Source organism: Rheinheimera pacifica (genome assembly GCF_900108485.1).
Taxonomy (GTDB): Bacteria; Pseudomonadota; Gammaproteobacteria; order Enterobacterales; family Alteromonadaceae; genus Alishewanella; species Alishewanella pacifica.
The window spans coordinates 94087-119153 of the sequence record NZ_FNXF01000013.1 but is presented as its reverse complement, the minus strand read 5'-3'; the positions used below and the strand labels follow the sequence as shown (position 1 = coordinate 119153).

General features: G+C 52.4%; 17 protein-coding genes. 11 read left to right on the top strand and 6 right to left on the bottom strand.

Annotated features, from left to right (window positions below; all coding sequences use genetic code 11):
• Nucleotides 1–6 precede the first annotated feature (6 nt).
• Entirely contained in the window at nucleotides 7–1188 is a 1182-nt protein-coding gene (locus BLW68_RS15585) for a class I SAM-dependent methyltransferase (RefSeq protein WP_092795406.1), read from the bottom strand.
• Nucleotides 1189–1263: 75 nt separating this feature from the next.
• On the opposite strand from BLW68_RS15585, the gene BLW68_RS15580 reads away from it, so the two are divergent.
• Together BLW68_RS15580 and BLW68_RS15575 are read left to right on the top strand one after the other, a co-directional pair.
• Complete coding sequence (locus BLW68_RS15580) at nucleotides 1264–2616, top strand: sensor histidine kinase (RefSeq protein ID WP_092795372.1); 1353 nt, start codon at nucleotides 1264–1266, stop codon at nucleotides 2614–2616.
• Nucleotides 2613–2999 carry a response regulator gene (locus BLW68_RS15575; protein WP_092795370.1) on the top strand — a complete coding sequence of 129 codons (387 nt, stop codon included), beginning with the start codon at nucleotides 2613–2615 and terminating at the stop codon, nucleotides 2997–2999. The genes BLW68_RS15580 and BLW68_RS15575 overlap by 4 nt, the downstream gene beginning before the upstream one ends.
• A gap of 25 nt (nucleotides 3000–3024) precedes the next feature.
• Here BLW68_RS15575 and BLW68_RS15570 read toward each other — a convergent pair whose 3' ends face one another.
• Nucleotides 3025–3882, bottom strand: coding sequence for a co-chaperone YbbN (locus tag BLW68_RS15570; RefSeq protein WP_092795404.1), 858 nt, complete (start codon nucleotides 3880–3882; stop codon nucleotides 3025–3027).
• A 350-nt stretch (nucleotides 3883–4232) separates the two neighbouring features.
• Here BLW68_RS15570 and BLW68_RS15560 point away from each other — a divergent pair, with 350 nt between their 5' ends.
• Together BLW68_RS15560 and ilvN are read left to right on the top strand one after the other, a co-directional pair.
• Nucleotides 4233–6002, top strand: coding sequence for an acetolactate synthase 3 large subunit (locus BLW68_RS15560; protein WP_177172262.1), 1770 nt, complete (start codon nucleotides 4233–4235; stop codon nucleotides 6000–6002).
• Nucleotide 6003: 1 nt separating this feature from the next.
• Complete coding sequence (ilvN, locus tag BLW68_RS15555) at nucleotides 6004–6495, top strand: acetolactate synthase small subunit (RefSeq protein ID WP_068237383.1); 492 nt, start codon at nucleotides 6004–6006, stop codon at nucleotides 6493–6495.
• Nucleotides 6496–6527: 32 nt separating this feature from the next.
• On the opposite strand, the gene BLW68_RS15550 is transcribed toward ilvN, so the two are convergent.
• On the bottom strand, nucleotides 6528–7772 hold the full coding sequence (locus BLW68_RS15550) for a cation:proton antiporter (protein ID WP_092795366.1): 1245 nt from the start codon (nucleotides 7770–7772) through the stop codon (nucleotides 6528–6530).
• Between the two features lie 16 nt (nucleotides 7773–7788).
• Nucleotides 7789–9030, bottom strand: a complete 1242-nt coding sequence (locus BLW68_RS15545) for an NRAMP family divalent metal transporter (RefSeq protein WP_092795364.1) — start codon at nucleotides 9028–9030, stop codon at nucleotides 7789–7791.
• Nucleotides 9031–9191: 161 nt separating this feature from the next.
• Between BLW68_RS15545 and BLW68_RS15540 the strand changes: the two genes are divergently transcribed.
• The 4 genes from BLW68_RS15540 to BLW68_RS15525 all read left to right on the top strand — a co-directional run bounded on the left by BLW68_RS15540 (nucleotide 9192) and on the right by BLW68_RS15525 (nucleotide 13852).
• On the top strand, nucleotides 9192–9458 hold the full coding sequence (locus tag BLW68_RS15540; RefSeq protein WP_068237755.1) for a hypothetical protein: 267 nt from the start codon (nucleotides 9192–9194) through the stop codon (nucleotides 9456–9458).
• Nucleotides 9455–9703, top strand: coding sequence for a GNAT family N-acetyltransferase (locus tag BLW68_RS15535; RefSeq protein WP_092795362.1), 249 nt, complete (start codon nucleotides 9455–9457; stop codon nucleotides 9701–9703). The genes BLW68_RS15540 and BLW68_RS15535 overlap by 4 nt, the downstream gene beginning before the upstream one ends.
• Before the next feature lie 130 nt (nucleotides 9704–9833).
• Nucleotides 9834–11753 (top strand): S9 family peptidase, encoded by a 1920-nt coding sequence (locus BLW68_RS15530; RefSeq protein WP_092795360.1) that lies wholly within the window; start codon nucleotides 9834–9836, stop codon nucleotides 11751–11753.
• A gap of 110 nt (nucleotides 11754–11863) precedes the next feature.
• Nucleotides 11864–13852: a cache domain-containing protein gene (locus BLW68_RS15525; RefSeq protein ID WP_092795358.1), complete on the top strand. Its 1989-nt coding sequence runs from the start codon at nucleotides 11864–11866 to the stop codon at nucleotides 13850–13852.
• 28 nt (nucleotides 13853–13880) lie between these two features.
• On the opposite strand, the gene BLW68_RS15520 is transcribed toward BLW68_RS15525, so the two are convergent.
• The gene (locus BLW68_RS15520; protein ID WP_092795356.1) at nucleotides 13881–14540 is read right to left on the bottom strand and encodes a GGDEF domain-containing protein; all 660 of its coding nucleotides are present in this window, start codon (nucleotides 14538–14540) and stop codon (nucleotides 13881–13883) included.
• Between the two features lie 24 nt (nucleotides 14541–14564).
• Nucleotides 14565–14711 (bottom strand): lmo0937 family membrane protein, encoded by a 147-nt coding sequence (locus BLW68_RS20980; RefSeq protein WP_143039971.1) that lies wholly within the window; start codon nucleotides 14709–14711, stop codon nucleotides 14565–14567.
• A gap of 242 nt (nucleotides 14712–14953) precedes the next feature.
• Here BLW68_RS20980 and BLW68_RS15515 point away from each other — a divergent pair, with 242 nt between their 5' ends.
• The 3 genes from BLW68_RS15515 (at nucleotide 14954) to BLW68_RS15505 (ending at nucleotide 25015) form a co-directional block, all read left to right on the top strand.
• Nucleotides 14954–15265, top strand: coding sequence for a BON domain-containing protein (locus BLW68_RS15515; RefSeq protein WP_092795354.1), 312 nt, complete (start codon nucleotides 14954–14956; stop codon nucleotides 15263–15265).
• A 93-nt stretch (nucleotides 15266–15358) separates the two neighbouring features.
• Nucleotides 15359–16138 (top strand): Crp/Fnr family transcriptional regulator, encoded by a 780-nt coding sequence (locus BLW68_RS15510; protein WP_092795352.1) that lies wholly within the window; start codon nucleotides 15359–15361, stop codon nucleotides 16136–16138.
• Between the two features lie 111 nt (nucleotides 16139–16249).
• Nucleotides 16250–25015, top strand: coding sequence for a glycoside hydrolase family 94 protein (locus BLW68_RS15505; RefSeq protein ID WP_092795350.1), 8766 nt, complete (start codon nucleotides 16250–16252; stop codon nucleotides 25013–25015).
• Nucleotides 25016–25067 lie beyond the last annotated feature (52 nt).

Sequence of the window (25067 nt, the reverse complement as noted above, 5' to 3'; positions counted from 1 at the left end):
CGCCGCTTATCTGGTAGCTGTCAGCAGCAGGTTGCGTGGTGTTATCTGATAATCACAAAATTCACTGATACGGGTCTTATAGCCGTGTTGCTGTAAATACAGGGCCTTATCCAGCGCCAGCCATAACTCCAGCGGCCGGCGAAACAGGTGCCTTACCACTTCAATGCGCTGAACTATTGCTGCACGCTGTTGCGCCCGTGCCAGATAAACCGCTTCATCTATCAACGCCGGTAGCTGTAACTGATGCTGTGCCGCTGCCCAGCGGGCAAAAGCACTAAAGCTGCCACTGAACCAGTGCTTGCCAACCGACGCCAGTGGCCGGTAATGGTGCTGCCCGGTAAGTTCTGTGCGCAGCTCATCATAAGCCAGCCGCCATAATACTTCGGTTGCTCTGAGTTTTTCTACCCGCTCACCCGCCGTAACCTGGCCCTGCACTACCAGCTTTAAATCGTCTTTGCTTAACTGCAAATTGTGCTGTAAAGCAAGTTCCGACATCGGCTGATAGTGCGTTGGTGCAATTAAATGGTAGCAGCAAGGCACCAGTTGTAACTGCTGACAACCTGCCTGCACCGCCTGTTGCAGCATTGTAATATGTAACTGGCCACAGGCATGCAGCGCCACTATATGCTGCTGTGGCTGTAAAACAGCATCAAGCGGTGCGCTTAATACATCGGCACAAATAAACTGTTGGGGCAGCTGGTATTTTTCTGCCAATACTGCACCATCTTCACATAACTGTGGCTGCCATTCGACACTGGTTACCGGCACAGTAAAACGATGGGCCAATATCCGGCCCAGATGGCCTTTACCGGCACACCATTCCAGCACCGGTAACTTACTGTGTGGCCACTGTTGGCACAACGCAGTAATTTGCTGCAGTTTACGCCCGCCAATGCCGTTTTCCAGCCAGAATGGTAAGGCTGGCAGTGACGAAGACACTGCGGCGGCGGGTACTGCAGGCAAGCTAAATAATGCCGGGAAAAATGACGCAAAATACTGTTGCTGCAAAATGCTGCTTTGGTCAATCTGCTTTAACAGACCATCGTCCAGGCCAGCCAGCAACTGCAGCAGGTTGCCATCCGGCCATGGCACAGTGTCGCAGGCAAACGGTAACAACTGCCAGTACGGCCGGTACTGCTGCAGTACCGCGCTTAGTTGCTGAAATTGCTGCGTTAATGTACTGCTCATAAATATCTGTCCGCCGTTTTGCCAGCCTTGCGCTTGTGCTTTATAGTAAAGCAGTCCGCTTAGATTAAGGCCGCTATGATAAATCAACGCGTTAGCAGAACCACTAATTTTATCAGTTGGCTGGGCAGCATATTATTGCTGATCCTATTTAGCTACCTGGCATGGCGTGGTTACCGGCTGAATCCAACTGGCGATGTACTACAACGCTGGGTACTGGCATTTTTAGCCAGCGAACTATTGTTATTAACTTTGCTTTCAGAATTTAAACGGTTAATCAGAGGCTTATTGCAGGAAGTAAAACAATCTGAAAATTTAAAACGCCATGCCCAAATTGAAGCTGGCGAACGGTTAAACAAAATTGCCAGCCAGCTACCAGGCATGGTATTTCAGTTTCAGCTAGCGCCCGACGGCAGTAGCTGCTTTCCTTATTGCAGTGAAGGTATAAGAGATATTTATAATTTAACCCCGGAGCAGGTGAAATACGATGCCAGTCCGGTATTTAGCCAATTGCACCCGGACGATGTGCAAGTGGTATATGACAGTATCGCCTCTTCTGCCGAGCAGCTTACATTATGGAAACTAGAGTACAGGGTGCAACGACCTGACAGTGAGGTGATTTGGGTAAGCGGCCGCTCAGTACCTGAACGCCAGGCCGATGGCAGCGTGCTGTGGTACGGCTTTATCAGCGACATTACCGAAAGGAAAAAAATTGAGCGCGTCAAAGATGAGTTTGTCTCTACCGTAAGCCATGAACTGCGCACACCTTTGACAGCCATTAGTGGTGCCATCGGCTTATTGCATGGTGAAGTATTTGGCCCGCTGCCACCGCAAGCCGCACAGATGACGCAGCTGGCACAGGCTAACGTCAAAAAATTGCAGTTGCTGATTAATGATCTGCTGGATATGGATAAGTTGATCGCCGGAAAAATGCTGTTTGATGTTCAGCCACAACCATTACTACCCATCATTGAAACATCACTACGTGATAACCAAAGCTATGCCCAGCAGTATCAGGTTTCCTATCAACTGCAGGCGGTATCGGCAGATATGTGGGTTAATGTTGATAGCATGCGCCTGCAGCAGGTCATGGCCAACCTGCTATCAAATGCAGCTAAGTTTTCACCGCCCCAGGCGGAGGTCAATATTATTGTACAGCAACACGGCGACAAGGCGTTGATCCGGGTAATAGACAGCGGCTGTGGTATCAGCGAACAGTTTAAACCCCATATATTCAGCAAGTTTTCTCAGGCTGACAGCTCTGATATTAAAAGCAAAGGCGGCACAGGGCTTGGTTTGGCTATCAGCAAACAGCTAATGAGCCGTATGCAGGGCGAAATAGGCTTTCAATCAGAACAAGACAAAGGCAGTGAATTTTATTTATTACTGCCACTGGCCAGCATGGCTGAACTTCCGGAGGCAGATGAATGACAGAATTACAGCGTATTATGCACGTAGAGGATGATCCGTCTATTCAGCAAGTAGCGAAAATTGCATTGGAGGCTGTAGGGGGTTTTAGCGTGCATACCTGCGGCAGCGGCAGGCAGGCATTAACCGAGTACCCTACTGTGAAACCACAACTGATCTTGCTGGATGTGATGATGCCGGGTATGGATGGCCCCACTACGTTGCAACAACTGCAAGCTCAGTACGATTTAACCAAAGTTCCGGTGGTATTTATGACAGCAAAGGTGCAAAGCAATGAAATTGCGTCTTATAAAGCACTGGGGGCCGCTGATGTGGTAGCCAAGCCGTTTGATCCTATGACATTGTCAAACCAGATCAGGCAGATCTGGCTCGACTTTCATCAGTAGCAACGCCCTGCCTTAGCATTAGTACTTAGTACAGCAAGCTGTATAGTTTGCGCCGGTACAGCGTTGCCACACTGTCGCCTTTTGGCAGTGCGGCCAAAATATCCAGATACAGCTTTTTGCTGCTACCGTAGTTTAAATCCTGTTGCAGAATACTCAGCAACAGTGCCAGCGCCTCTTCACTGCGCTGTACCGCCTGATACTGCACAGCCAGTTTTTCTTTCAGTTCGTTTTTATTTGGTGCAGCATCAGGCTCTGCCGCCAGGGCGGTTTCCAGCGCTTTTATTTCTGGCGTGTCGGCAGCTTCTTTAGCCAGTTCCAGTTTGGCAACCACCGATTTATACAAAGCATCCTGATCAGCCAGTTTAATCTCGCTTAGCAGCGCTTCGGCTTGTGGCAACTGACCCAGGCTAACAGCGGCATCGGCCAGCCACAGTTTGATCTCGGTACGCTCGGGTGCCAGGGTTAACGCGTCTTTTAACAACGGATAAGCAGCGGCATAGTCCTGCGCTGCCAGCAATTGTTCAGCCTGCGCCAGTAAATCATCTTCCGGTTTTGGTAAGTAAGCGGCCAGTTTATCGCGGATAACCTGCTCGGTTTCAACGCCGGCAAAGCCGTCAACCGGCCGGCCTTGTTTAATCATCATCACAGTTGGCAGCGACTGCACACCAAACTGCATAGCCAGGTCTTGTTCTTTGTCACAGTCTACCCTGGCCAGCAGTAACTGCTGGGGATATTGCTGTACTATGCGCTCCAGCACCGGGCTTAGTTGTTTACAGCCCTCGCTACGGGCCGACCAAAACTGGAACAGCACCAGTTTCTGCATTGAGGCATCCAGTACCTCACGGGCGTTATTAATAGAAACATCAATGATAGGCTGGTGCATAAAACAAAAATCCTGTGCTGGCAGATCAAAATTCAATTGTGTCTTACTATGTGGGCACAGCCGTGGCTTTGCAAGCCTTGTAAGTGCTGACAATAGCCGCTAAAACGACGGAAAAAAGCATCGACATCCGGCCGTCTATCACGTAAATTAATATAGCGCACAAAAATGACTGCTCAGCAGCAAATAACCATAGCGCCATAGTTTGAGTTTAACAGCTTATCCTGTTTAACCAGTCCACGTAGCACACAGCATTAAAGCGGCCTTTGGCTGCTTTAGGAAAATTCACCCGCGTCTTTGCCTGCAAAGCCGTGGCGTGTTGTATTTGCCACAGCAAACTATGAGATAGCATAATGACCAGCCAAACCCAGCCAGACGATAAGTCAGCCGACTCCACCAGAGCAACAGAAATGTTATCCGGTGCCGCCATGGTAATACGTGCCCTAGCCGATGAGGGTGTCGAATACCTGTACGGTTATCCGGGTGGCGCTGTATTACATATTTACGATGCACTGTTTCAGCAAAATAAAGTTAAGCATGTCTTAGTACGACATGAACAAGCCGCTACCCATATGGCCGATGCTTACGCCCGTGCCAGTGGCAAAGCCGGTGTCGTGCTGGTAACCTCCGGCCCCGGCGCCACCAATGCAGTAACCGGTATTGCTACTGCTTATATGGATTCTATTCCAATGGTGGTGCTAACCGGCCAGGTAATGAGCCACCTAATTGGCGGTGATGCATTTCAGGAAACCGACATGCTGGGTATCTCGCGGCCGATTTGTAAGCACAATATGTCTGTACGCCGGCCTGAAGATATTCCCTATTTAATTAAAAAGGCCTTTCATATCGCGCAAACCGGCCGGCCAGGCCCGGTGGTGCTGGATATCCCTAAAGATATGACCATGCCAAACCAGACATTTGCGTATCACTACCCTGCCGAGATTAACCTGCGCTCATATCAGCCAAAGCAGCAGGGCCACAGCGGCCAGATTAAAAAAGCCGTTACAGCATTGCTGGCAGCGAAAAAGCCGATTCTATATGCCGGTGGCGGTGTAATTATGGGTGGCGCATCAAACGAACTGACCGAACTGGCCCAGCTGCTAAACCTGCCGGTAACCAATACTCTGATGGGTTTAGGCGCCTATCCGGCCGACGATAAACAGTTTGTCGGTATGCTGGGTATGCACGGCAGCTATGAGGCCAACCAGACCATGCACCATGCCGATGTGATTCTGGCAGTAGGTGCCCGCTTTGACGATCGCGTAACCAATAACACGAAAAAATTCTGCCCGGATGCCACCATTATTCATATTGATATCGACCCGGCCAGTATCAGTAAAACCATTAATACCCATATTCCTATCGTTGGCTTAGTACAGCCGGTACTGACCGATATGCTGGCCCTGCTGAAGCAAAAAAAGAAAAAGTTAGACAGCGCCGCGCTGGAGCTCTGGTGGCAACAAATAGAACAATGGCGCACTGTACACGGTGGCCGCTACGACACCACAGCACCGCTGTTAAAACCACAATATGTGATTGAGCAGCTAAGTAAAATCACCAAAGGCGAAGCTTATGTTTGCAGTGACGTAGGCCAGCACCAGATGTTTGCCGCGCAATATTACAAGTTCAATAAGCCCAACCGCTGGATCAACTCCGGTGGCCTTGGCACCATGGGCTTTGGCCTGCCGGCCGCGATGGGTGTAAAGCTGAATTACCCCGATGCCGATGTTGTCTGCGTTACCGGCGAGGGCTCTATTCAGATGAATATTCAGGAGCTGTCTACCTGTAAGCAATATGGTTTAGGCGTAAAAATTATTAACCTGAATAACGGCTATTTAGGCATGGTTAAACAGTGGCAGGATATGAATTACGAGTCGCGCTACGCCAGCTCGTACATGGATTCGCTGCCCGATTTTGTCAAACTGGCTGAGGCTTATGGCCATGTTGGCATTCGTGTTACCACACCGGAAGAACTGCAACCAGCATTGGAGCGCGCCTTTGCATTAAAAGACCGCCTGGTGTTTTTAGATATTCATATCGACCCGAAAGAGCACGTTTACCCGATGCAGGTGCCGGGTGGCGCCATGAACGATATGTTTTTAAGCAAAACAGAGAGGACTTAACATGCGGCATATTATTTCTGTTCTGCTGGAAAACGAATCCGGCGCTTTAGCCCGTTTAGTTGGCCTGTTTGCCCAGCGTGGCTATAACATTGACTCACTAAATGTGGCCGCCACCGAAGATCCAACCCTGTCACGCTTAACCCTGGTAACCCATGGCAATGATCAGGTGATAGAGCAAATCAGTAAGCAACTGCACAAACTGATTGAAGTGGTAAAGGTGTCAGATATCAGCGAGGCAGCACATATTGAGCGCGAACTGATGCTGGTAAAAGTAAAAGCCAGCGGCAACCAGCGTGAAGAAGTAAAACGCTGTGCCGATATTTTCCGCGGCCAGATTATCGACGTAACCCCGGCCACCTACACCATTCAGCTGGTCGGCACCAGCGACAAACTGGATGCCTTTATCCAGGCGCTGGGCACTACGCCAATAATGGAAGTAGTGCGCAGCGGCGCTTCGGGCATTGCCCGCGGCGAAAAAACGCTGGCGTTGTAGTTTTTAACTGGCATCATGCACCAACGGCAACTTCAGATTGCCGTTGGTTTTGGCTGATGCCTGCCGTATACCCACTGGAATAATGGTGATGCCATCAGCGTGGTGACTATCGCCATTACCACCATAATCGAAAATAACGCCGGCTGGATAACGCCATAACTTAGCGCGATATTAATAATAATCAGCTCCATCAGGCCGCGCGCATTCATTAGTGCGCCTATGGCCATAGCCGTGCGGTTATCTGCACCATTTAGCCGGGCTGCCGCCCAACAGGCCACGCCTTTGGCAAATACAGAAACAGCCAGCACCGCCAGCGCTACCGATAATACCTGCCATGAACCCAGCACATCCAGTTGTGTATTCAGGCCGGAATAGGTAAAAAACATTGGCAGCAATAGCAAAATAGTGAATTTTTCCAGCCGCTTACGCAGTTGCTCCACTATTACGCCGCGTGGCATAGCAATACCCAGTAAAAAGCCGCCGAATACCGCATGCAGGCCGACCCAATCCATGCTGTAAGCCGACACGGCAAATAACAGCATAATGCCAATAAACTGCACATAACTCATATGGTTATTGCGGGCGATATTATCCGCCAGCGGCTGCAGCCAGCGCCGTACCCGGGTTAGCATGATAAACGCATATAAACCGCCCCCCAGCAGCGCTTTAAACAGCAACTCAGTGCCACCGCCAAAGCTGGCAAGCACAAAAGCCAGCACCAGCCAGGCAGCGGCATCGTCGATGGCACCGGCTGCCAGCGCCATGGTGCCCAGTGGTGTACCGGCTAAACCACGCTCATAAATAATGCGCGCCAGCATCGGAAAGGCCGTAATAGCAATGGCAGCACCCATAAATAAGGCGGCGTTAAAATAAGAAATATCGGCCGCAAACAGCCCAGGCGTATCGGTAAGCCATAAACACAGCAAGGCGGCACAGGCAAAAGGCACTAACATACCGGCTAAGGATACGCTGACTGCGCTTTTTGCATGATGTTTAAACAGCCGGGTGTTAAATTCCAGCCCGACCAGAAACATATACAAGCCCACACCAAGCTGGGCGCCAAAGTACAGCCAGCTGCGGGTGTCGGCGGTAAAAATGCTTTGCTGCAACTGTGGCGCCAGCCAGCCAAATAACGACGGCCCCAGCAGCACACCGGCAATCATCTCACCCACTACTTTGGGCTGGCCAATAAAGCGGGCCAATCGCCCCATAAGCTGCGCAGCCAGTAAAATCAGCAGCAGTTGTAACAGAAACAACAACACTGTACTAAACCCCATTGGCCAGCCCCTTCAGTTAACCCAGTAAGCCACTGTACCAGCCCAAAAACAGCAATGAAAAACCACTCAGATAGAATAAACCGGCCCAGCTAAGTAGCCGCAGCGGCCAGCTCAGCACTATGGCACCGTCTCCGCGCATCAGGCTGTAATTTAACCAGGCAAATACCGGTGTGGTTAAAAATGCCAATGTCATGGCAAAAGTTAACATAGGTGCCAGAGCAGCTTTAAAAAACAGGATCATTGCCATACCGCAAGCGGCCTGAGCTATCAGCCAGTAATTCAGCGCCGCCGGGTGTTTAATCCAGCCCAGTTGGGCAAAAGAGGCATGCAAAGTGCGGGCGTAACCGTCCAGCACGGTAATGGTGGTGCCAAACATACATAAGAAGGCAATTAGCGCTACCAGCGGCCGTGCCCAATCGCCAATGGTGCTGGCATACATATTCATTAACTGCTGGGCAAAGGCGCTGCCTGCCAGCGCAATAGGTTGCTCGCTACCGTATTGCACCAAAGCACCCAGAGATAAAAACACCAGTGCCAGAGCGGCGGTGAGCCAATAACCCAGATTAAAATCAAACAGGCCCTGGGCGCGGGTTATATGGGTATGGCGTTGTTTGGCTTTTAACCACAGCGAGCTGATGGCCGATATTTCTATCGGTGCCGGCATCCAGCCCATCAGCGCTACCAAAAAGCCCAGGCTGGCCAGTGTCCAGGGCGAAGGGCCAACATAGTCCTGCGGTGCCTGAGCACCATTGTACCAGGCTATTACCACAGCAATCAGCGTGGTAAATGTCAGCAGTATCATAATCAGCTTCGACACATTATCCAGCGCTTTGTAATGGCCCAGCAGCAAAATCAGCAAACAGGCCGCCAGTATGCCCCAGCACAACAAGGTAACCGACAAATTACCCGGCAACGCATATTGCAACAGGCTGGCGGTTAGCAGCAGTACCCCGGCGGTATTGACCACGGCAGCAATAATATTCAGCACAATAAAACTGTAAAAATAACCGCGGCCCTTACGCTGATACCCCACCAGCAGGCTTTCTTTACGGGTTAGCGTGTATTCGACACCAAAACGGAAAAACGGATACTTCAGCACATTAACCAGCAAAATCAGCCAGGCCAGCTGCCAGCCAAATAAGGCCCCCGATTGCGTAGACGCCACCAGGTGCGAACCACCAATAGCCGCCGTAGCCATTAAAATACCGGGGCCAAGCGCCTGCATACGGCCGCGCCAGCCATAATTTTCCTGTTGCATAGTGTTCTTAATTCAAACTGCAGAGCGCCCCAGCTTAGCCAAAGCCACAGCTAAATACTATCTGGCGTAAGCTTTTTTCCGCAGCCGATTGGCAAGCGCCTGCAGATATTCCATACTGGCGCAACTACAATACAATGCACAAATGCAATACTGAGGCCTTTATGAGCGAAGAACTGCTCGATCAAGCCATGCTGTTTGAAGTGGTAGAAAACCAGCTGGCTGACAATTACCCGAAACAAGTAACCGAAACCTTAATGCGCCTGCGCATGACCGGCCACAGCCGGGAAGAAGCGGTTGAGCTGATCGCCTGCGCCTTAGCACCTGAAATGATTGATGTGATTGAACATCAGCAAAGCTTTAATTTAGAGCGCTATGCCGCCCATCTGGCGCAATTACCACAAACCCCCTGGCTGGGAGAAGACGCATGACAGAGGCCACTATAGTACATCAGCCACAGCAGCAGCGTTTTGTTATGACCCTCGATGGTGCAGAGGCCGTGCTGGACTACCAGTTAACCGGCAACCAGATTAATTTCCATCATACCTTTGTCCCTCCGGCGTTTCGGGGCAAAGGGCTGGCAGAAAAACTGGTACGCCACGGTCTGGCATGGGCTAAAGCACAGCAGTATCAGCTGCAGGCCAGCTGCTCTTATGTGCAGAAGTTTTTACGCTAGCTTTAGCTGAGTTTTGTTAGCTCAATTTTGTTAGCTCAATTTTATTACATCAGCCGGTTACCGGCATTACAAGCCGTCGCAGAGCAGGCAGTCGCGACTTAGTGTTTTACCCCGACATAAGGACATTATCATGCTATCGCGTCTTACCCTCGCCCTGCTGTTAAGCTCGGTTATATTAACCGGCTGCGATAAAGCGCCACCCACCACTGTTGCCGCCAGCAATACTGCCGAACCAAGCGTAAGTACCACCATACCGCAGTACAGCGCCGAGCAATTTTTTGCTACTAAAACTTACCTGGGCAACGACATTAACCATAATGCCAGCGCCCTGCTGGTCGCGTCCGATGAAAGCGGCGTGTTTAACCTGTACCGGGTTAGTCTGGACGGCAAAGACTGGCAACCGTTAACGCAGTCGGATAGCGACCCGGCCTTTCCCGTTAGCTGGTTTCCGAATGATGATCGCTTGCTGTATACCGCAGATCAGGGTGGCAACGAGCTAAATCATATTTATCTGCGCGAACTTGATGGCACAGTGCATGACCTTACCCCCGGCGACAAACTAAAAGCCGCTTTTGCCGGCTGGCATGACGATGGCAGTTTTTTTATTACCAGCAATGAGCGCGACGCGCGGTTTTTCGATTTATATCACTACAACGGCACCGACTACAGCCGCACACTGATATACGAAAACAACGACGGTTACAGCATTGATGCTGTCAGTAAAAACGGCCGTTATCTGGCATTAAGTAAAGAGCGCAACAACGCCGATAACAACCTGTATTTAATCGACTTACAGGCAAAAGAACCCAGCGCCACGCTACTAACAGAGCATGACGGTAATGTTTCACATAACGTATATGGCTTTACCCCGGATAGCAGCACCCTGCTGTTTGGCACCGACGGTAACAGCGAGTTTGTTGCCGCCTACAGCTATAACCTTACCAATGGTGAAACCAGCCCTTACAGCCGCGCCGACTGGGATATCAGCTTTATTTACTTCAGTGATGACAAGAAATATCAGGTACAGGGTATTAATGCCGATGCCTCTACCGTCATCAGCATTACTGAGCAACAAAGCGGCCAAAGCCTGCAATTACCGCCATTGCCAGCGGGCGATTTACGTGGCGTAACCTTTTCGGCCGACAGCCAGTACCTGAGCTTTTACCTCAATGCCGACAACAGCCCGTCTAATTTATATGTCTGGAAACTGGGCGATAGCCAGGCTCAGCGCTTAACCCAGGCACTGGACAGCAGTATTGATGAAAGCAATCTGGTGCAAAGCCGTGTCGTGCGGTACAACAGCTTTGATGACTTAACCATACCGGCATTGCTGTATCAACCAAAGCAAGCCAGCGCCACAGCAAAAGTACCGGCTCTGATTTGGATCCACGGCGGCCCAGGCGGCCAGTCACGCACCGGCTACAGCCCTGTTGTTCAGCATCTGGTAAACCAGGGTTATGCAGTGTTAGCGGTGAATAACCGCGGCTCTTCTGGTTATGGCAAAACCTTCTTTCATCTGGACGATTTACGCCACGGCGAAGACGATTTACAAGACATCGTCTATGGCAAAAAGTACCTGCAAAGCCTCGACTGGGTGGCCACCGATCGTATCGGCGTGATGGGCGGCAGCTATGGCGGCTACCTGACTATGGCCGCCATGGCCTTTACCGACGAGTTTAAGCTGGGTATTAATATTTTTGGTGTAACCAACTGGGTACGCACGCTGGAAAGCATTCCGCCATGGTGGGAAGCATTTCGTGAATCGTTATATGCGGAGCTTGGCGATCCGGCGGTAGACGGCGAACGCTTACGCCGTATTTCACCACTGTTTCACGCTGATAAAGTGAAAAAACCGGTGCTGGTGGTGCAAGGCGCTAACGATCCGCGGGTACTGCAGGTAGAAAGCGATGAAATGGTCGCCGCCATTCGTGCTAATAACGTACCGGTAGAATATGTGCTATTTCCGGACGAAGGCCACGGTTTTTTGAAAAAGAGTAACCGCATTACCGCCCAGCAGGCTTATCTTAAGTTTCTGCAGCAATACCTGTAACACCGTCACAGGGGCTTGGCCGGGCCCCTACTGATTTAACTCTGGCAGATAGTTTGCATAAAATCATGAGGAACAGCCACAGGGCTAGAAGCCCGGAGTAGTAACTGGTTATGCAGCTATTTGTAGAACGACATAAAGCGATACTTAAAGCCAGCATGCAAGGCGTGCTGCAGCATGAGCAAAAACTGCAACAATTGGACGATTGGTGGGGAAAAGTAAGCCTGATAGGCAAAATTAACAGTTTACGCCTTGGCTCAGACATTCTTACCAGTATGGATATCACTAAGCGGCGCTTTAATCAGCTGCAACATACCCTGATTGATAACCTGCTGCAGGAACAAACTAAAAAAGTGCTGCTGCACGACAAAGCCTGCTGCCAGATGGCAATAGATGTGTTAATCCGCAACCTGTTTGAACGCACTGCCGATATTGGCTTTCTGGCAACAGATCAGCAAATTTGCCATTTTATGGCCCAGCCTCTGGCCGATGCTGAATTGCATGGCAAGCTACACCAGCACCTGCAGCATTATGTCGCCAATTATTCTGTCTATGACGATGTGGTGTTGCTAGGCCTGGACGGCACTATTATGCTGCGGCTAAACCAGCAGTATAAACAAACCCACTCGGCCGACCCGCTGCTGCAATACAGCCTTGAGCGTGGCAGCCATTACAGCGAAACCTGCCGCTATAGTGATTTACAGCCCGATAAAAGCTTAAGCCTGATTTACTCACAGCCAGTATACGGTGATGCTGGCCAGCCGCTTGGCGTGTTGTGCCTGTGTTTTAATATCGCAGATGAGCTAAACACCATTTTCAGTAAATTACTGGTAGCAAACCCACACAGTATTTTAGCGCTGGTGAATGCTGACGGCACAGTAGCTTTTAGCTCTGGTCCGGCGCAATTGCCCGCCCAAACCAAGGCTGCCGTGGCAAATTATCTGAATTTGCAACAACACGAGCAACACAGCTATCTGGTCAGTTTTGCTAACAGCCGCGGGTATCAGCAGTATTTTGGCCCCGGCTGGCAGGTACAAATGTGGACACCGCTGCAGCTGCTTGCCACCAGTTTGGTAAACAGCGACAGCACAGGCAGCACGGCAGATGGCCAGCTGTTCCCGGCGTTGCTGGCCATCAAGCGTGAGTCCATGCACGTGAATGATGAACTGAGTTTAATCGTGCTAAACGGCGAAATTGCCGCAGCGCGCAAAGATGCTATAGAGTTTATCCCGGTGCTTAATGCCATCAGAGGCATTGGCCAGAATATTTATCAGGTGTTTTCGTCTTCGATCGACGAGCTGGGTGCCACCATTATGCACAGCCTGCTGCAGGAGTTAACTACATTGGCAGAACTGGCGGCTGATATTATGGATCGCAACCTGTACGAGCGGGCAAACGATTGCCGCTGGTGGGCACAAAATGCCAGTTTTCGCCAGGCTTTAGCCCAAAACCCTGTAGATGCCGCACAACAGCAACAGTTATCAGCAGAGCTGAATTACATCAATAGCTTATATACCGTGTATCACACTATTTACCTGTACAACACGGCACAGCATTTAGTCGCCATTTCAACTACCGGTAGCGGCATCAGTAAAATTGACGATAGCACCGGTGCCGCCAGTTGCCTGCAACTGACACAGCCGCAGCAATACAGCGTCAGCACTTTTGTACCCAGCGCCTTGTATCAGCAGCAGGCTACCTATATTTACAATGCGGCACTGTTCCACCCGACAGAGCCAGAGCAGGTTATTGGCGGTATAGGCCTGGTGTTTGACAGCCTGCCCCAATTCAGGGCAATGCTAAGCGATATTCTCCCCAAAAATGAGCAGGGCGACATTAAAACGGGCTATAGTGCCTGTTATATTGATCATGCAGGTAAGATTATTTCTGCCAGCCATGCTAACTGGCAAATTGGCACCCGCTTACCGTTGCCAGCAGCGTTATACCAAAGGGCGCAGCAAGGTAGCGTAACAGAGCAATGTGATATAAATGGCCAGTGTTATCTGCTGGCGATAGCACCGACTAACGGCTACCGCGAGTATAAAACAAGTGACGGCTATAAAAATGTGGTGTTTGCCTGCCTGTTACTGCAATGCAGCTAATACAGGCTGTTTTAACGCAGCAACGGATTTAGCGCAATAACGAGAACTGATTACCGCCCCGGTTCTGCGCATGCAGCAGCGCGGCGGCAGCTCTTTCTATTAGTAAGCCGGCGTCGTTACCATCTTGCGGAAAACGGCTGATACCAATGCTGACAGTGATCCCCAGCGGCATTACAGACACGCCGTGTAAGATCGACAGTTTCTGTTTTAGCTTTTCCGCTACCAGCACAGCATCATAAATACGTGACACATCGGTGATCAGCAGTAAAAATTGATCATCAGCCTGCTGGCTGATGCTGTCACAATCGCGCAGTGTCGCTACCATACGGGCAAGAGTTGCTTCGCTAAGCTGTTTAGCCACCTCCACACCGTGGCCGTCATAAATATTTTTATAATGATCCAGTTGCACAAACAACACGGCAAAACTGCTGCCATGGCGCTGAGCCTGCTTAATCATGAAGCTTAGCTGGGGTTGTATTGGCAGTTTATCAGTCGCTTCAGCCTTAGTACCCAACAACTGGCTTTGTTGCAGCGCCAATAGTTCGCACAAGGTACGCTCGGTAATACTTTCTGCCCGTTGCAGCGCTTGCTGCAATTCGGCATAGCTGCGTCTTGGCGACAGCAATATCTTTTGCGTTGACGGCAAGGCTCCGTGAATATGGCTTATTACACTGAGTTTATGTTGCATAATGCTCCTTGCCCCTGTGCAAAATCAGATCCTGCGGCCGCGGAGCAAACGTATTGCTACTACAACCAGAGCTACAATCAGCAAAATATGAATAAAGCCGCCCATGGTGTAAGAAGACACCAGCCCCAACGCCCAAAGAATTACCAGCAGCACAATGATTGTTTCTAACATAGCAACTTACCTGTAAATTATGAAAAGGGCTTTATTATACCGCGCGGTTTTTACTGCTGTATGTGCGGTATCCCACATAACCAGATAAAAGCCCGTTTATATTAACGGGCAGAATACGTACGGGTATAACAGCAAACAAATACCACTCTAAGGTGCGATAGCGCACATACTTCAGCCGCATTCAGGTTTACTGTTTAAGGGTAAAAAACCGATTCATCCCCTTAACAACAAGGATATACCCCATGAAAACCCATCATATTTTCGCTATTTTACTGGTAGGCTTAATTAGCCTGACATTGGCAGGCTGTGGCGCAACTGCTACCCGGGAAGGCACAGGTGAATATGTAGACGACACAGTGATTACCACTAAGGTAAAAGCCGCTATTTTTAATACTGCCTCGCTTAAAGTCAGCGAAATTAATGTCGAAACCTTTAAAGGCGTAGTACAACTAAGTGGCTTTGTCAGCTCTGCAGAGGACATTAACACCGCCATACGGGTAGCACGTGAAGTTACCGGTGTTACCGCGGTAAAAAATGACATGCGGGTTAAATAATACTGCTTTTAATTTTATGTTCGCTGGCGCACAGAGTTAACATTTTGCTTAACTATACTCATAACCTATCCGCACTCACTCAAGGACATCGTTATGCCGCAGTTGGCATCACAGCAACACTGTGCCACAGCTAAACACCATCCAACGCAAAATCTTTTGCTTGACGCCCTTTCTACTGACGTACAGCAGCGTTTATTCCCGCATCTGGAGTTAGTAGAAATGTCATTGGGTAAGGTGCTGTACGAGCCTGGCGATGTTATGCGCTATGTGTATTTTCCTACCGATTGCATAGTGTCGTTGTTGTATGTCATGGAAAATGGTGCCTCGGCTGAAATTTCTGTCGTAGGTTACGAAGGCCTGATTGGCGTTGCGCTGTTTATGGGCGGCGAAAGCACCACCAGCCGGGCCCTGGTGCAAAGTGCCGGTTTTGCTTACCGGCTACTGGGCCAACGGATGAAAGATGAATTTGGCCGCCATGGCGAGCTGCTGCATTTAATGTTGCGTTACTCACAGGCGTTAATTACGCAAATGGCCCAAACTGCGGTGTGTAACCGCCACCATAGTATTGATCAGCAATTATGCCGCTGGTTATTGCTGTCGCTGGACCGGCTGAAAGACAACCATCTGGTTATGACACAAGAGCTGATTGCCAATATGCTGGGCGTGCGCCGTGAAGGCGTAACCGAAGCTGCTGGCCGTTTGCAACGACAAGGCGTTATTGACTACAGCCGTGGCCATATCATTGTTACCAACCGGCCTAAACTGGAACAACTAAGCTGTGAATGCTACGAAGTGGTAAAAGCTGAAACCGACCGCTTGCTGCCGCTAAAGCAGCACGAGCATACCTGCAAAAAACCTGTGCTGCCCAACTAACTGTTAGTGTTAACCACATTATCGTCAGCTATGTACGGCATCGAACCGACAACAGGCTAACTGCACTGTAAGCTAAGCCGTTACCGCTTATGCTATTAGCTGCAGGTTGCTATGTCTGTTTTCCGTACTTTTTTCCGTGACACCTCTGCTTTACTGTTACAGCCGTTTTTCACGCTGCACCAGCGCAGCAGCAATTGGTTTATCCCCGAACTATGGCAACAAACCAGCCCGGTTCGTGCCGAGCTGTTTAGTGTTGAGCGGCTGGAATTGCATGCGCATAGCCTGGCGAAAACCCAGCCCGTGGTCAGCGAATTTACGCTGTTACAACAGGTTCGCCAGTATTGCCGGCCCGCGTTACAGCAACGGCTGACAGCCAACGCCCATACTCTGCTGGCCGCTTACCGCGTTAGCGCTACGGAGTTACAGGCTGGCCATAGCATAGTACCCGCGGCCGAATGGCTGCTGGATAACTACCATATTGTTGAACAGCAAATCCGTGAAATTCGCGACGACCTGCCACCCGGCTATTACCGCCAATTGCCCAAGCTTGCCACTGGCCCCTTTAGCGGCTATCCGCGGGTGTTGGGCATTGCCTGGGCTTACGTAGCCCATACCGACAGCCATTTTGACCCGGCCATATTAAAACGCTTTTTAATTGCTTATCAGCAAGTACAGCCGCTGAGTATTGGTGAGCTGTGGGCAGTGGCCATTACACTACGCATAGTGCTGATTGAAAACCTGCGCCGTTTAACCGATCAAATCAGCCTGGGCCTGCGCCAGCGCTCAGAGGCTGATCAACTGGCCGATGCATTAATAGCCGGCGCAGATTGGCAGTATGAAGTGGCTAAGCTAAATAGGGTTAAGCACGGCACGGCGTTAAGCGACAACTTTGCCGCCCAACTGGCCAAACGGCTGCGTGATCAGGATCCTGGCGTTACACCAGCCCTGCAATGGCTTAGTCAGCAACTGGCCGTACAGGGCGATAGCATTGACACTGTGGTGCAAAGAGCTCAGCAACGGCTGGGGGCGTCTAACGTTAGTGTGCGTAATGTTATTACCAGTATGCGGCGCATTTCCGCCATCGACTGGACAGAACTGTTTGAAAGCGTCAGCCTGGTAGATCAGCAGCTGGCCGACGGCAGCCGCTTTAACGAAATGGATTTTGCCAGCCGCAACCTGTATCGCACAGCCATTGAACAGCTGGCCCGCCGCGCTAAAAGCCCGGAGCTGACGATTGCCGCCGCTGTATTGCAAACTGCCCGCTTAGCGGCCGCGAAATGCAGCAACCCGATACAGGCCGGGCGCGAAGCCGACTGCGGCTACTATTTAGTGGGCAACGGCCGGCAGGCATTTGAGCAACAGCTGAGCATTAAACGCAGTGCCGGGCGCTGGCTGCGTCATTGTATTAGCAGCCGGGGTATTAAAGGTTATATCAGCCTGTTTGTGTTGTTAAGTTCTGGCTTACTGCTTTTGGCGGGCTGGCTGTTGGCTATTACAGGCATTAACTGGCTGTGGCTGTTGTTGCTGGCCGCGATTCCACTCAGCGAAGTGGCCAGCGCCCTGCTACAGAATATGGCCAGCCGCTATAACGGTGCGCAGCTGCTACCGGCTCTGGAACTGGCCGACGGTATTCCCTCTGAACTGCGCACCCTGATCGCGGTGCCGGTGTTGCTAACCAGTAGCACCGAACTGCACCAGCACCTGCAGCGGCTGGAAGAACACTATCTGGCAGCCGGTAATGGCGATATCAGCTTTGCGCTGCTATCAGATTTTGCTGACGCCCCTGTACAGCACCAGCCAACAGATCAGCCGCTGCTACAGCAAGCGATAGACGGCATTGCTACCTTAAATCACCACTATGGCACAGGCCTGGCCGGGCCACGTTTTTTATTGTTACATCGCCAGCGCAGTTATAACCCTGCCGAGCAAAGCTGGATGGGCCGCGAGCGCAAACGCGGCAAGCTGGCCGATTTAAACCAGGCGCTACGCAGTACAGAAAACACCGGTAGCGATGGTGATAACCCTTTTTGTGGCAGCAGCGCCCAGTACCCGTTGTTATCTAACCTGGTGCCGGCACAGGTGCGTTATGTGATCACGCTGGATGCTGATACCCGGCTGCCGCGCAATGCAGCCGTTAAGCTGGTGGGTAAGATGGCGCACCCGTTAAACCAGCCGCAGTTTTGCCCGCGCCAGCAACGTATTATTGCCGGCTATGGCATTTTGCAGCCACGGGTAACACCGGCACTGGCACTCGCTGAGCAAGGTTCGCGCTATTTGCGCTTAAGTTCTGGCCCGGCCGGTATCGACCCCTACGCCAGCGCCGTGTCTGATTTGTATCAGGATTTATTTGCCGAAGGCTCGTTTACCGGTAAAGGCATCTACGATGTAGAGGCTTTTCATGCGGCGTTAAACACCAGAGTGCCGGACAACAGCATGCTAAGCCATGATCTGTTTGAAGGCATCTTTGCCCGTGCCGGCCTGGTATCAGACATTGAAGTAGTAGAGGATTTCCCAACCCGGTACGACGTTGTCGTTAAACGACAACACCGCTGGACCCGCGGCGACTGGCAGTTGTTGCCCTGGCTATGCTGCGCATTTAACAAGCCGCGCAGTGCCCAAGCTGGCATGCCGTTACTGGGCCGCTGGAAAATGCTGGATAACCTGCGCCGCTCAATGCTGGCACCGGCTGGTTTTATCGCTTTAGTGCTGGCCCTGCTGCTGCCCTGGCCGCTGGCGCTTAATACCACCCTGTTGCTACTGGCCGTATTGCTGTTACCCACCTTACTGATGCGCCGTTTTACCTTATTGCCGCAGCACAGTATTTTACAAAACGGCGGCGCTATTGCGCTGCGCAGCCTGTATGGCAACCTGCTGGCCGATATTAGCCAAACCCTGAGCCAAAGCCTGCTACAGGTTATTTTACTGGCCGATCAGGCCTGGCGCATGGGCCACGCCATCAGCGTTACGTTGTGGCGTGTGCTGGTAAGCCGCAAACAGCTGCTGCAGTGGGTCACCACGGCACAAAACAGTGCTCACCGGCCGCTAAGCCTGGCCGGCTATTACCGCCAGATGGCACCCGGGCTGGTGTTGGCCTGGCTAACCGCTGCGCTGGTGCTGTGGCAGGCACCGCATAATCTGGTATTACTGGCCCCACTGCTGCTGTTATGGCAACTGGCACCGGCGCTGATGTACTGGCTAAGCCTGCCTACAGGCCAGCAGCAAACCCGGCCACTGACCGCACCTGAGGCCAATAGCCTGCGCCTGGTAGCCCGGCGCACCTGGCGCTTTTTCGAGCGTTTTGTCAGCGCTGATGACAACTGGCTGCCACCGGATAATTTCCAGCAATTGCCCGAGCCGGTTATTGCCCATCGTACCTCGCCCACCAATATTGGCGTGTATTTGCTGTCGGTTGTTAGCGCACGGGATTTCGGCTGGCTGGGCAGCCATGCCAGTGCCGATAAACTGGAACAAACCTTTGCTACGTTACAGCGGCTTAGCCTGTATCAGGGCCACTTTTATAACTGGTACGATACCCAGACTTTGCAACCGTTAGCACCGGCGTATATCTCATCAGTTGACAGCGGCAATCTGGCCGGCCACCTGCTGGCGCTGGCTAACAGCCTGGAAGACTGGCAACAACAACTGCTGGCTCCGTTGGCATTGCAGGGGCTGACAGACACCCTGGCACTGGCGCAACTTTGCCTGCAACAGTGCGACAACAGCCTGCAGCATAATCAGCAGCTGCATATCAGCCTGGAAAAAATGGCACAGTTACTCAGTGCTACTTTTCGCCCGGCGCCGCTGCATAAAGAGCTTATCCGGCTGGCCACTGACGCGCAGCTTTTATATCGCAGCGCCTGTGAGCAACAACCGGCTGCTAGCGCCGGACAACCGCACAGTGACAACCTGTTGTTTTATATCAGCGCCTTACTGCACACGCTTAACCAGCACCAGCAGGACAATTTGGCCGACAGCGCACAGCAGCATCAGTTACGCCAGCGCTTTACCACACTGGCCGCACAAAGCCGGGCCATGGCATTACAAATGAACTTTGCCTTTTTGCTTAATACCGAGCGTAATTTGCTGTCGATTGGTTATACCGTTGCCGACAATAAGCTCGACAACAGCTGTTACGATTTACTGGCCTCTGAAGCCCGCCTTGCCAGCCTGTTTGCCATTGCCAAAGGCGATATCGACGCCAAACACTGGTTCAGGCTGGGCCGCGGCGCTACCCCGCTGGGTGCGGGCGCGGCGCTGTTGTCCTGGTCGGGTTCAATGTTTGAATATCTGATGCCGTCACTGGTTATGCGTGCCGCAGTAGGCAGCCTGCTGGAGCAAAGCAACCGGCTGATTGTGGCGCGGCAAATCAGTTATGCCCGGCAACACAATGTGCCCTGGGGTATTTCAGAATCGGCCTACAATGCCCGCGATCTGCACCTTACCTACCAGTATTCTAACTTTGGTGTGCCGGGGCTGGGCTTAAAACGCGGCCTGGCGCAAAACCTGGTAATAGCCCCCTACGCTACCGCGCTGGCCAGTATGGTAGATGCCCCTGCTGCCTGCAGCAACTTTGCCCGGTTGCAACAACTGGGCGCGCTGGGCGATTACGGCTTTTTTGAGGCGATAGACTATACCCCGGCCCGGTTGCCAGACCCAGCCCAACCCGTGCTGGTGCAAAGTTTTATGGCGCACCATCAGGGCATGACACTGATAGCGGTGCTTAACACCCTGCAACAGGGCCTGATGCGCAGCCGTTTTCACCGCGAACCGATGATCAGCGCCTGTGAACTGTTGTTGCAGGAGCGGGTACCGCGCGATGTGCTTAATGCTCACCCCAAAGCAGAGGCGGTAACTATTGCCGCCGGCAGCAGCAGTGAATCACTGACCGAGCTAAGCCTGGACCCAACCGCAACCGGGGCGCCGCACACGCACATTCTTAGCAACGGCAACTACAGTGTTATGCTTAGCGCCGCTGGCAGCGGTTACAGCCGCTGGCGCGGTATTGCCATCACCCGCTGGCGCGCCGACAGTAGCCTGGATAGCTGCGGTAGCTATATTTTGCTGCGCGAGCGCAATAACCCACAGTTCTGGGCAACCAGCCTGCAGCCACTGGCAAGTGACAGCCCGCACACCACAGCGGCCAGCTTTAGCGTAACCTTTAGTGAAGACGGCGCAGAATTCAGCACACAGTGCGGCGAAAAGCAGCAGGACATCAGCGCCAAGGTAACCGTGGTGGTGGCATCTGAACATAACGGTGAAGTACGTTGCATCACCTTATGCAACCACAGCCGGCACGACAAAGAACTTGAACTCACCTCTTACGCTGAACTGGTACTAAGCAGCGCGGCCAGTGACAACGCTCACCCGGCGTTTTCCAAGTTGTTTGTGCAAACTGAATTTATCAGCGCACACGGTGCCATTATCGCTACCCGCCGGCCGCGTACACCGCACGAGCAACCACTGTGGCTGGGCCACTTTGCGGTAGTTGAAGGTAACAGCGGCGCCCCGCTGCAATATGAAACCGATCGGGCGCAGTTTTTTGGTGCCGGCACCAGCTTGCAACAAGCGCGAGCTATGCAACGCAACCAGCCATTAAGTAACAGCAGCGGCACCGTGCTGGACCCTATTCTGTGTTTGCGCCCTACAGTTACGCTGGGTGCGGGTAAGCAACTGAAAGTCGCATTCTGGACACTGCTGGCCAACTCGCGCGAAGAGCTACTGCAACTGATCACCCAGCATAACGAATACAGTGCCTTTGAACGCGCCGCCACACTGGCCTGGACACTGGCACAGGTGCAGTTGCGCCATCTTACTGTTACTGTGGCTGAAGCCGCGCTGTTTCAGCGCCTTACCGGCCCCTTGCTGTACAACGACAGCCGCTTTCGCGCGCCGCCAGCTGCTATCAGCCGCGGTGCCGGGCCGCAGTCTGGTGTATGGCAGCACGGTATCTCCGGCGATTTACCAATACTGTTACTGCATATTGACGACATTGAAGATATTGATAACGTGCGCCAGTTACTGCGGGCACATGAATACTGGCACCTGAAGCAATTGCCGGTTGATCTGGTGATTATTAACGAACGCGCCAGCTCTTACGTGCAGGATTTGCAACAGGCGATAGAAACACTGGTACGCAGTAGCCAGAGCAGGCCGGCGGCAGTGCTGTCAGCCAGTGCCCCGCAAGCTGACAGCAGTCCGCAGTTAGCCAAAGGTAATGTGTATACGCTGCGCGCCGACCTGATGAGTGTGGCCAGCCGCAGCTTGCTGGCCTCCATTGCCAGAGTAGTGTTATATGCCAGGCGCGGCACCCTGCAGCGCCAGTTACAACGCCTGACACCAGAGCCGGCAACAGCGGCAGCAAAACTGCCGCCACAGTACCCGGCTGCAAAACTAGCGCCCCGGCCAGGCATCGCCGATACCGCAGCAACAGCAGACTACATCAGCAGCGAGCTGGAGTTTTTTAACGGCCTGGGCGGCTTTGCCAGCGATGGCCGTGAGTATGTCATTTTGCTGCACAACTACCAGCGCACGCCGATGCCGTGGCTGAATGTTATAGCCAACGCGCAGTTTGGCTTTCAGGTGTCGGCCAGTGGCAGCGGTTATAGCTGGGCACAAAGCAGCCGCGAAAACCAGCTAACGCCCTGGTCGAACGATCCGGTTACTGATCCGTGTGCAGAAGCTATTTATGTGCAGGACGAAGACAGCGGCCAGCTGTTTACCGCCACCAGCGCACCAATAAACGACGGCGGCCATTATAGTGCCTGCCACGGCTTTGGCTACAGCCGCTTTGTGCACCAGGCTGCGGGCGTTCACTTAAGCCTGCTGCAATATGTGCCGCTGGACGAGCCGGTGAAAATTTCCCGCCTGACACTGCGCAATACCTCAGATAAACGGCGCCAGTTACGGGTAACGGCTTATGCCGAATGGGTACTGGGCCGTGACCGTGCTGCCTGTGCACCTTATTTAATCAGTGAATTTGACCACGAGCACTCAGTATTGCTGGCACAAAACCCGTGGCAAACCGCTTTTGTCGGCAAAGTGGCTTTTGCCGCCCTTGGCACTAACACGCCGCTATCGGGCTGGACGGCCGATCGCACCGAATTTATTGGCCGTAACCGCAGTGTACAAAGCCCACTGGCACTGGCGCAGCTGCAATTACTCAGCGCCAACGCAGGTGCAGCACTGGACCCATGCGCGGCCTTGCAACATAGCCTGAGCCTGGCACCGGGTGAGCAAATTGAGCTGGTGTTTTTGCTGGGCCAAACCGCCGATAAAGCCAGCGCACTGGCACTGGTGCAACGCTACCGCCAGGCCGATTTAGCAGCAGAGCTGCATAAGGTACACCTGCACTGGCAGCAGCTGTTACAGGCGGTGCAGGTAAAAACGCCGGACCGCGCAATGGACATTATGCTAAACGGCTGGCTGTTGTATCAAACCATTGCCTGTCGTATTAATGCCCGCGCCGCCTTTTATCAGGCCAGCGGCGCTTATGGTTTTCGCGATCAGCTGCAAGACACTATGGCTCTTAGCTTTGCCGCGCCAGAGCTGACCCGGGCACATTTATTACGGGCAGCACAGCGTCAGTTTGTTGAAGGTGATGTGCAGCATTGGTGGCTGCCACACAGCGGCCAGGGCGTGCGAAGCCGTATTTCTGACGACAGGGTATGGCTGGCCTTTGCCTGCGCCCGCTATATCGATACCTCAGGCGACAGCGCTGTGCTGGATGAAAGCATCAGCTTTTTGCAGGGGCCGCAACTGGAACCGGGCCAGCATGATGCGTTTTTCCAGCCGATGCCTACCGATGCAGTCGCGCCTTTGTATGAGCACTGCGCCCGTGGCTTGGATCAAGCCATCAGCTTAAGCAGTGAACGCGGTTTGCCACTGATGGGCAGCGGCGACTGGAACGACGGTATGGATCAGGTTGGTGCCGGCGGTAAAGGCGAGAGTATCTGGCTTGGCTGGCTGCTGCTAACCACCCTGGCACAATTTATCCCGCTGGCAACGGCCCGGTGTGATCCCCGTGCAGCGTTATGGCAGGCCCACAGCAACACTTTGCTTAAGGCAATAGAACAATATGGCTGGGACGGCAACTGGTATAAACGCGCCACCTACGATGATGGCAGCTGGCTTGGCAGCCAGCACAGTGACGAATGCCAGATAGACTCACTAAGCCAGTCATGGGCGGTGTTGTCGGGCGTGGCAGAGCCACAGCGTGCTACCGCGGCAATGGCGGCGGTAGATAAACACTTAGTGCAGCAACGGCAGCAATTACTGTTGTTGTTTACCCCACCGTTTGATCAAAGCGCACATAACCCCGGTTATATAAAAGGCTATCCGCCGGGGCTTAGAGAAAACGGCGGCCAGTACAGCCATGCTGCCATGTGGGTAGTAATGGCTTTTGCCCGATTAGGCCAGGCCGACAAAGCGCATCAGCTGTTTAGCATGTTAAATCCGCTAAACCATGCGTTAACCCCGGCAGCCGTTAACCGGTATCAGCTGGAGCCTTATGTGGTAGCCGCTGATATTTACTCGGTGCCACCGCACACTGGCCGGGGTGGCTGGAGCTGGTATACCGGAGCTGCCGGCTGGATGTACCGCGCCGGTGTAGAAAGCCTGCTGGGCATTAGCCGCCATGGCAGCCATATACATATTGCCCCTTGCCTGCCGGCACACTGGCCGGGTTTTAGCGCTACCGTAACAATTGGCAATAGCAGTTATGCCCTGTGTATTAAGCAAACTCATGATCAACAGGCAGAGCTGACGCTGGATGGGGTACTTATTACTGCTGACTCCCCCGTTTTTGTCAGTCAGCATTGCCTGGCACTGCCCTTAGACAATCAGGCGCATCAGCTTAGCTGGAGCAAGGTGAATCATTAATTGGTGTTACTGAGTGCCTTAGCGCACAGAGGCATAACGTAAAACCGGTATA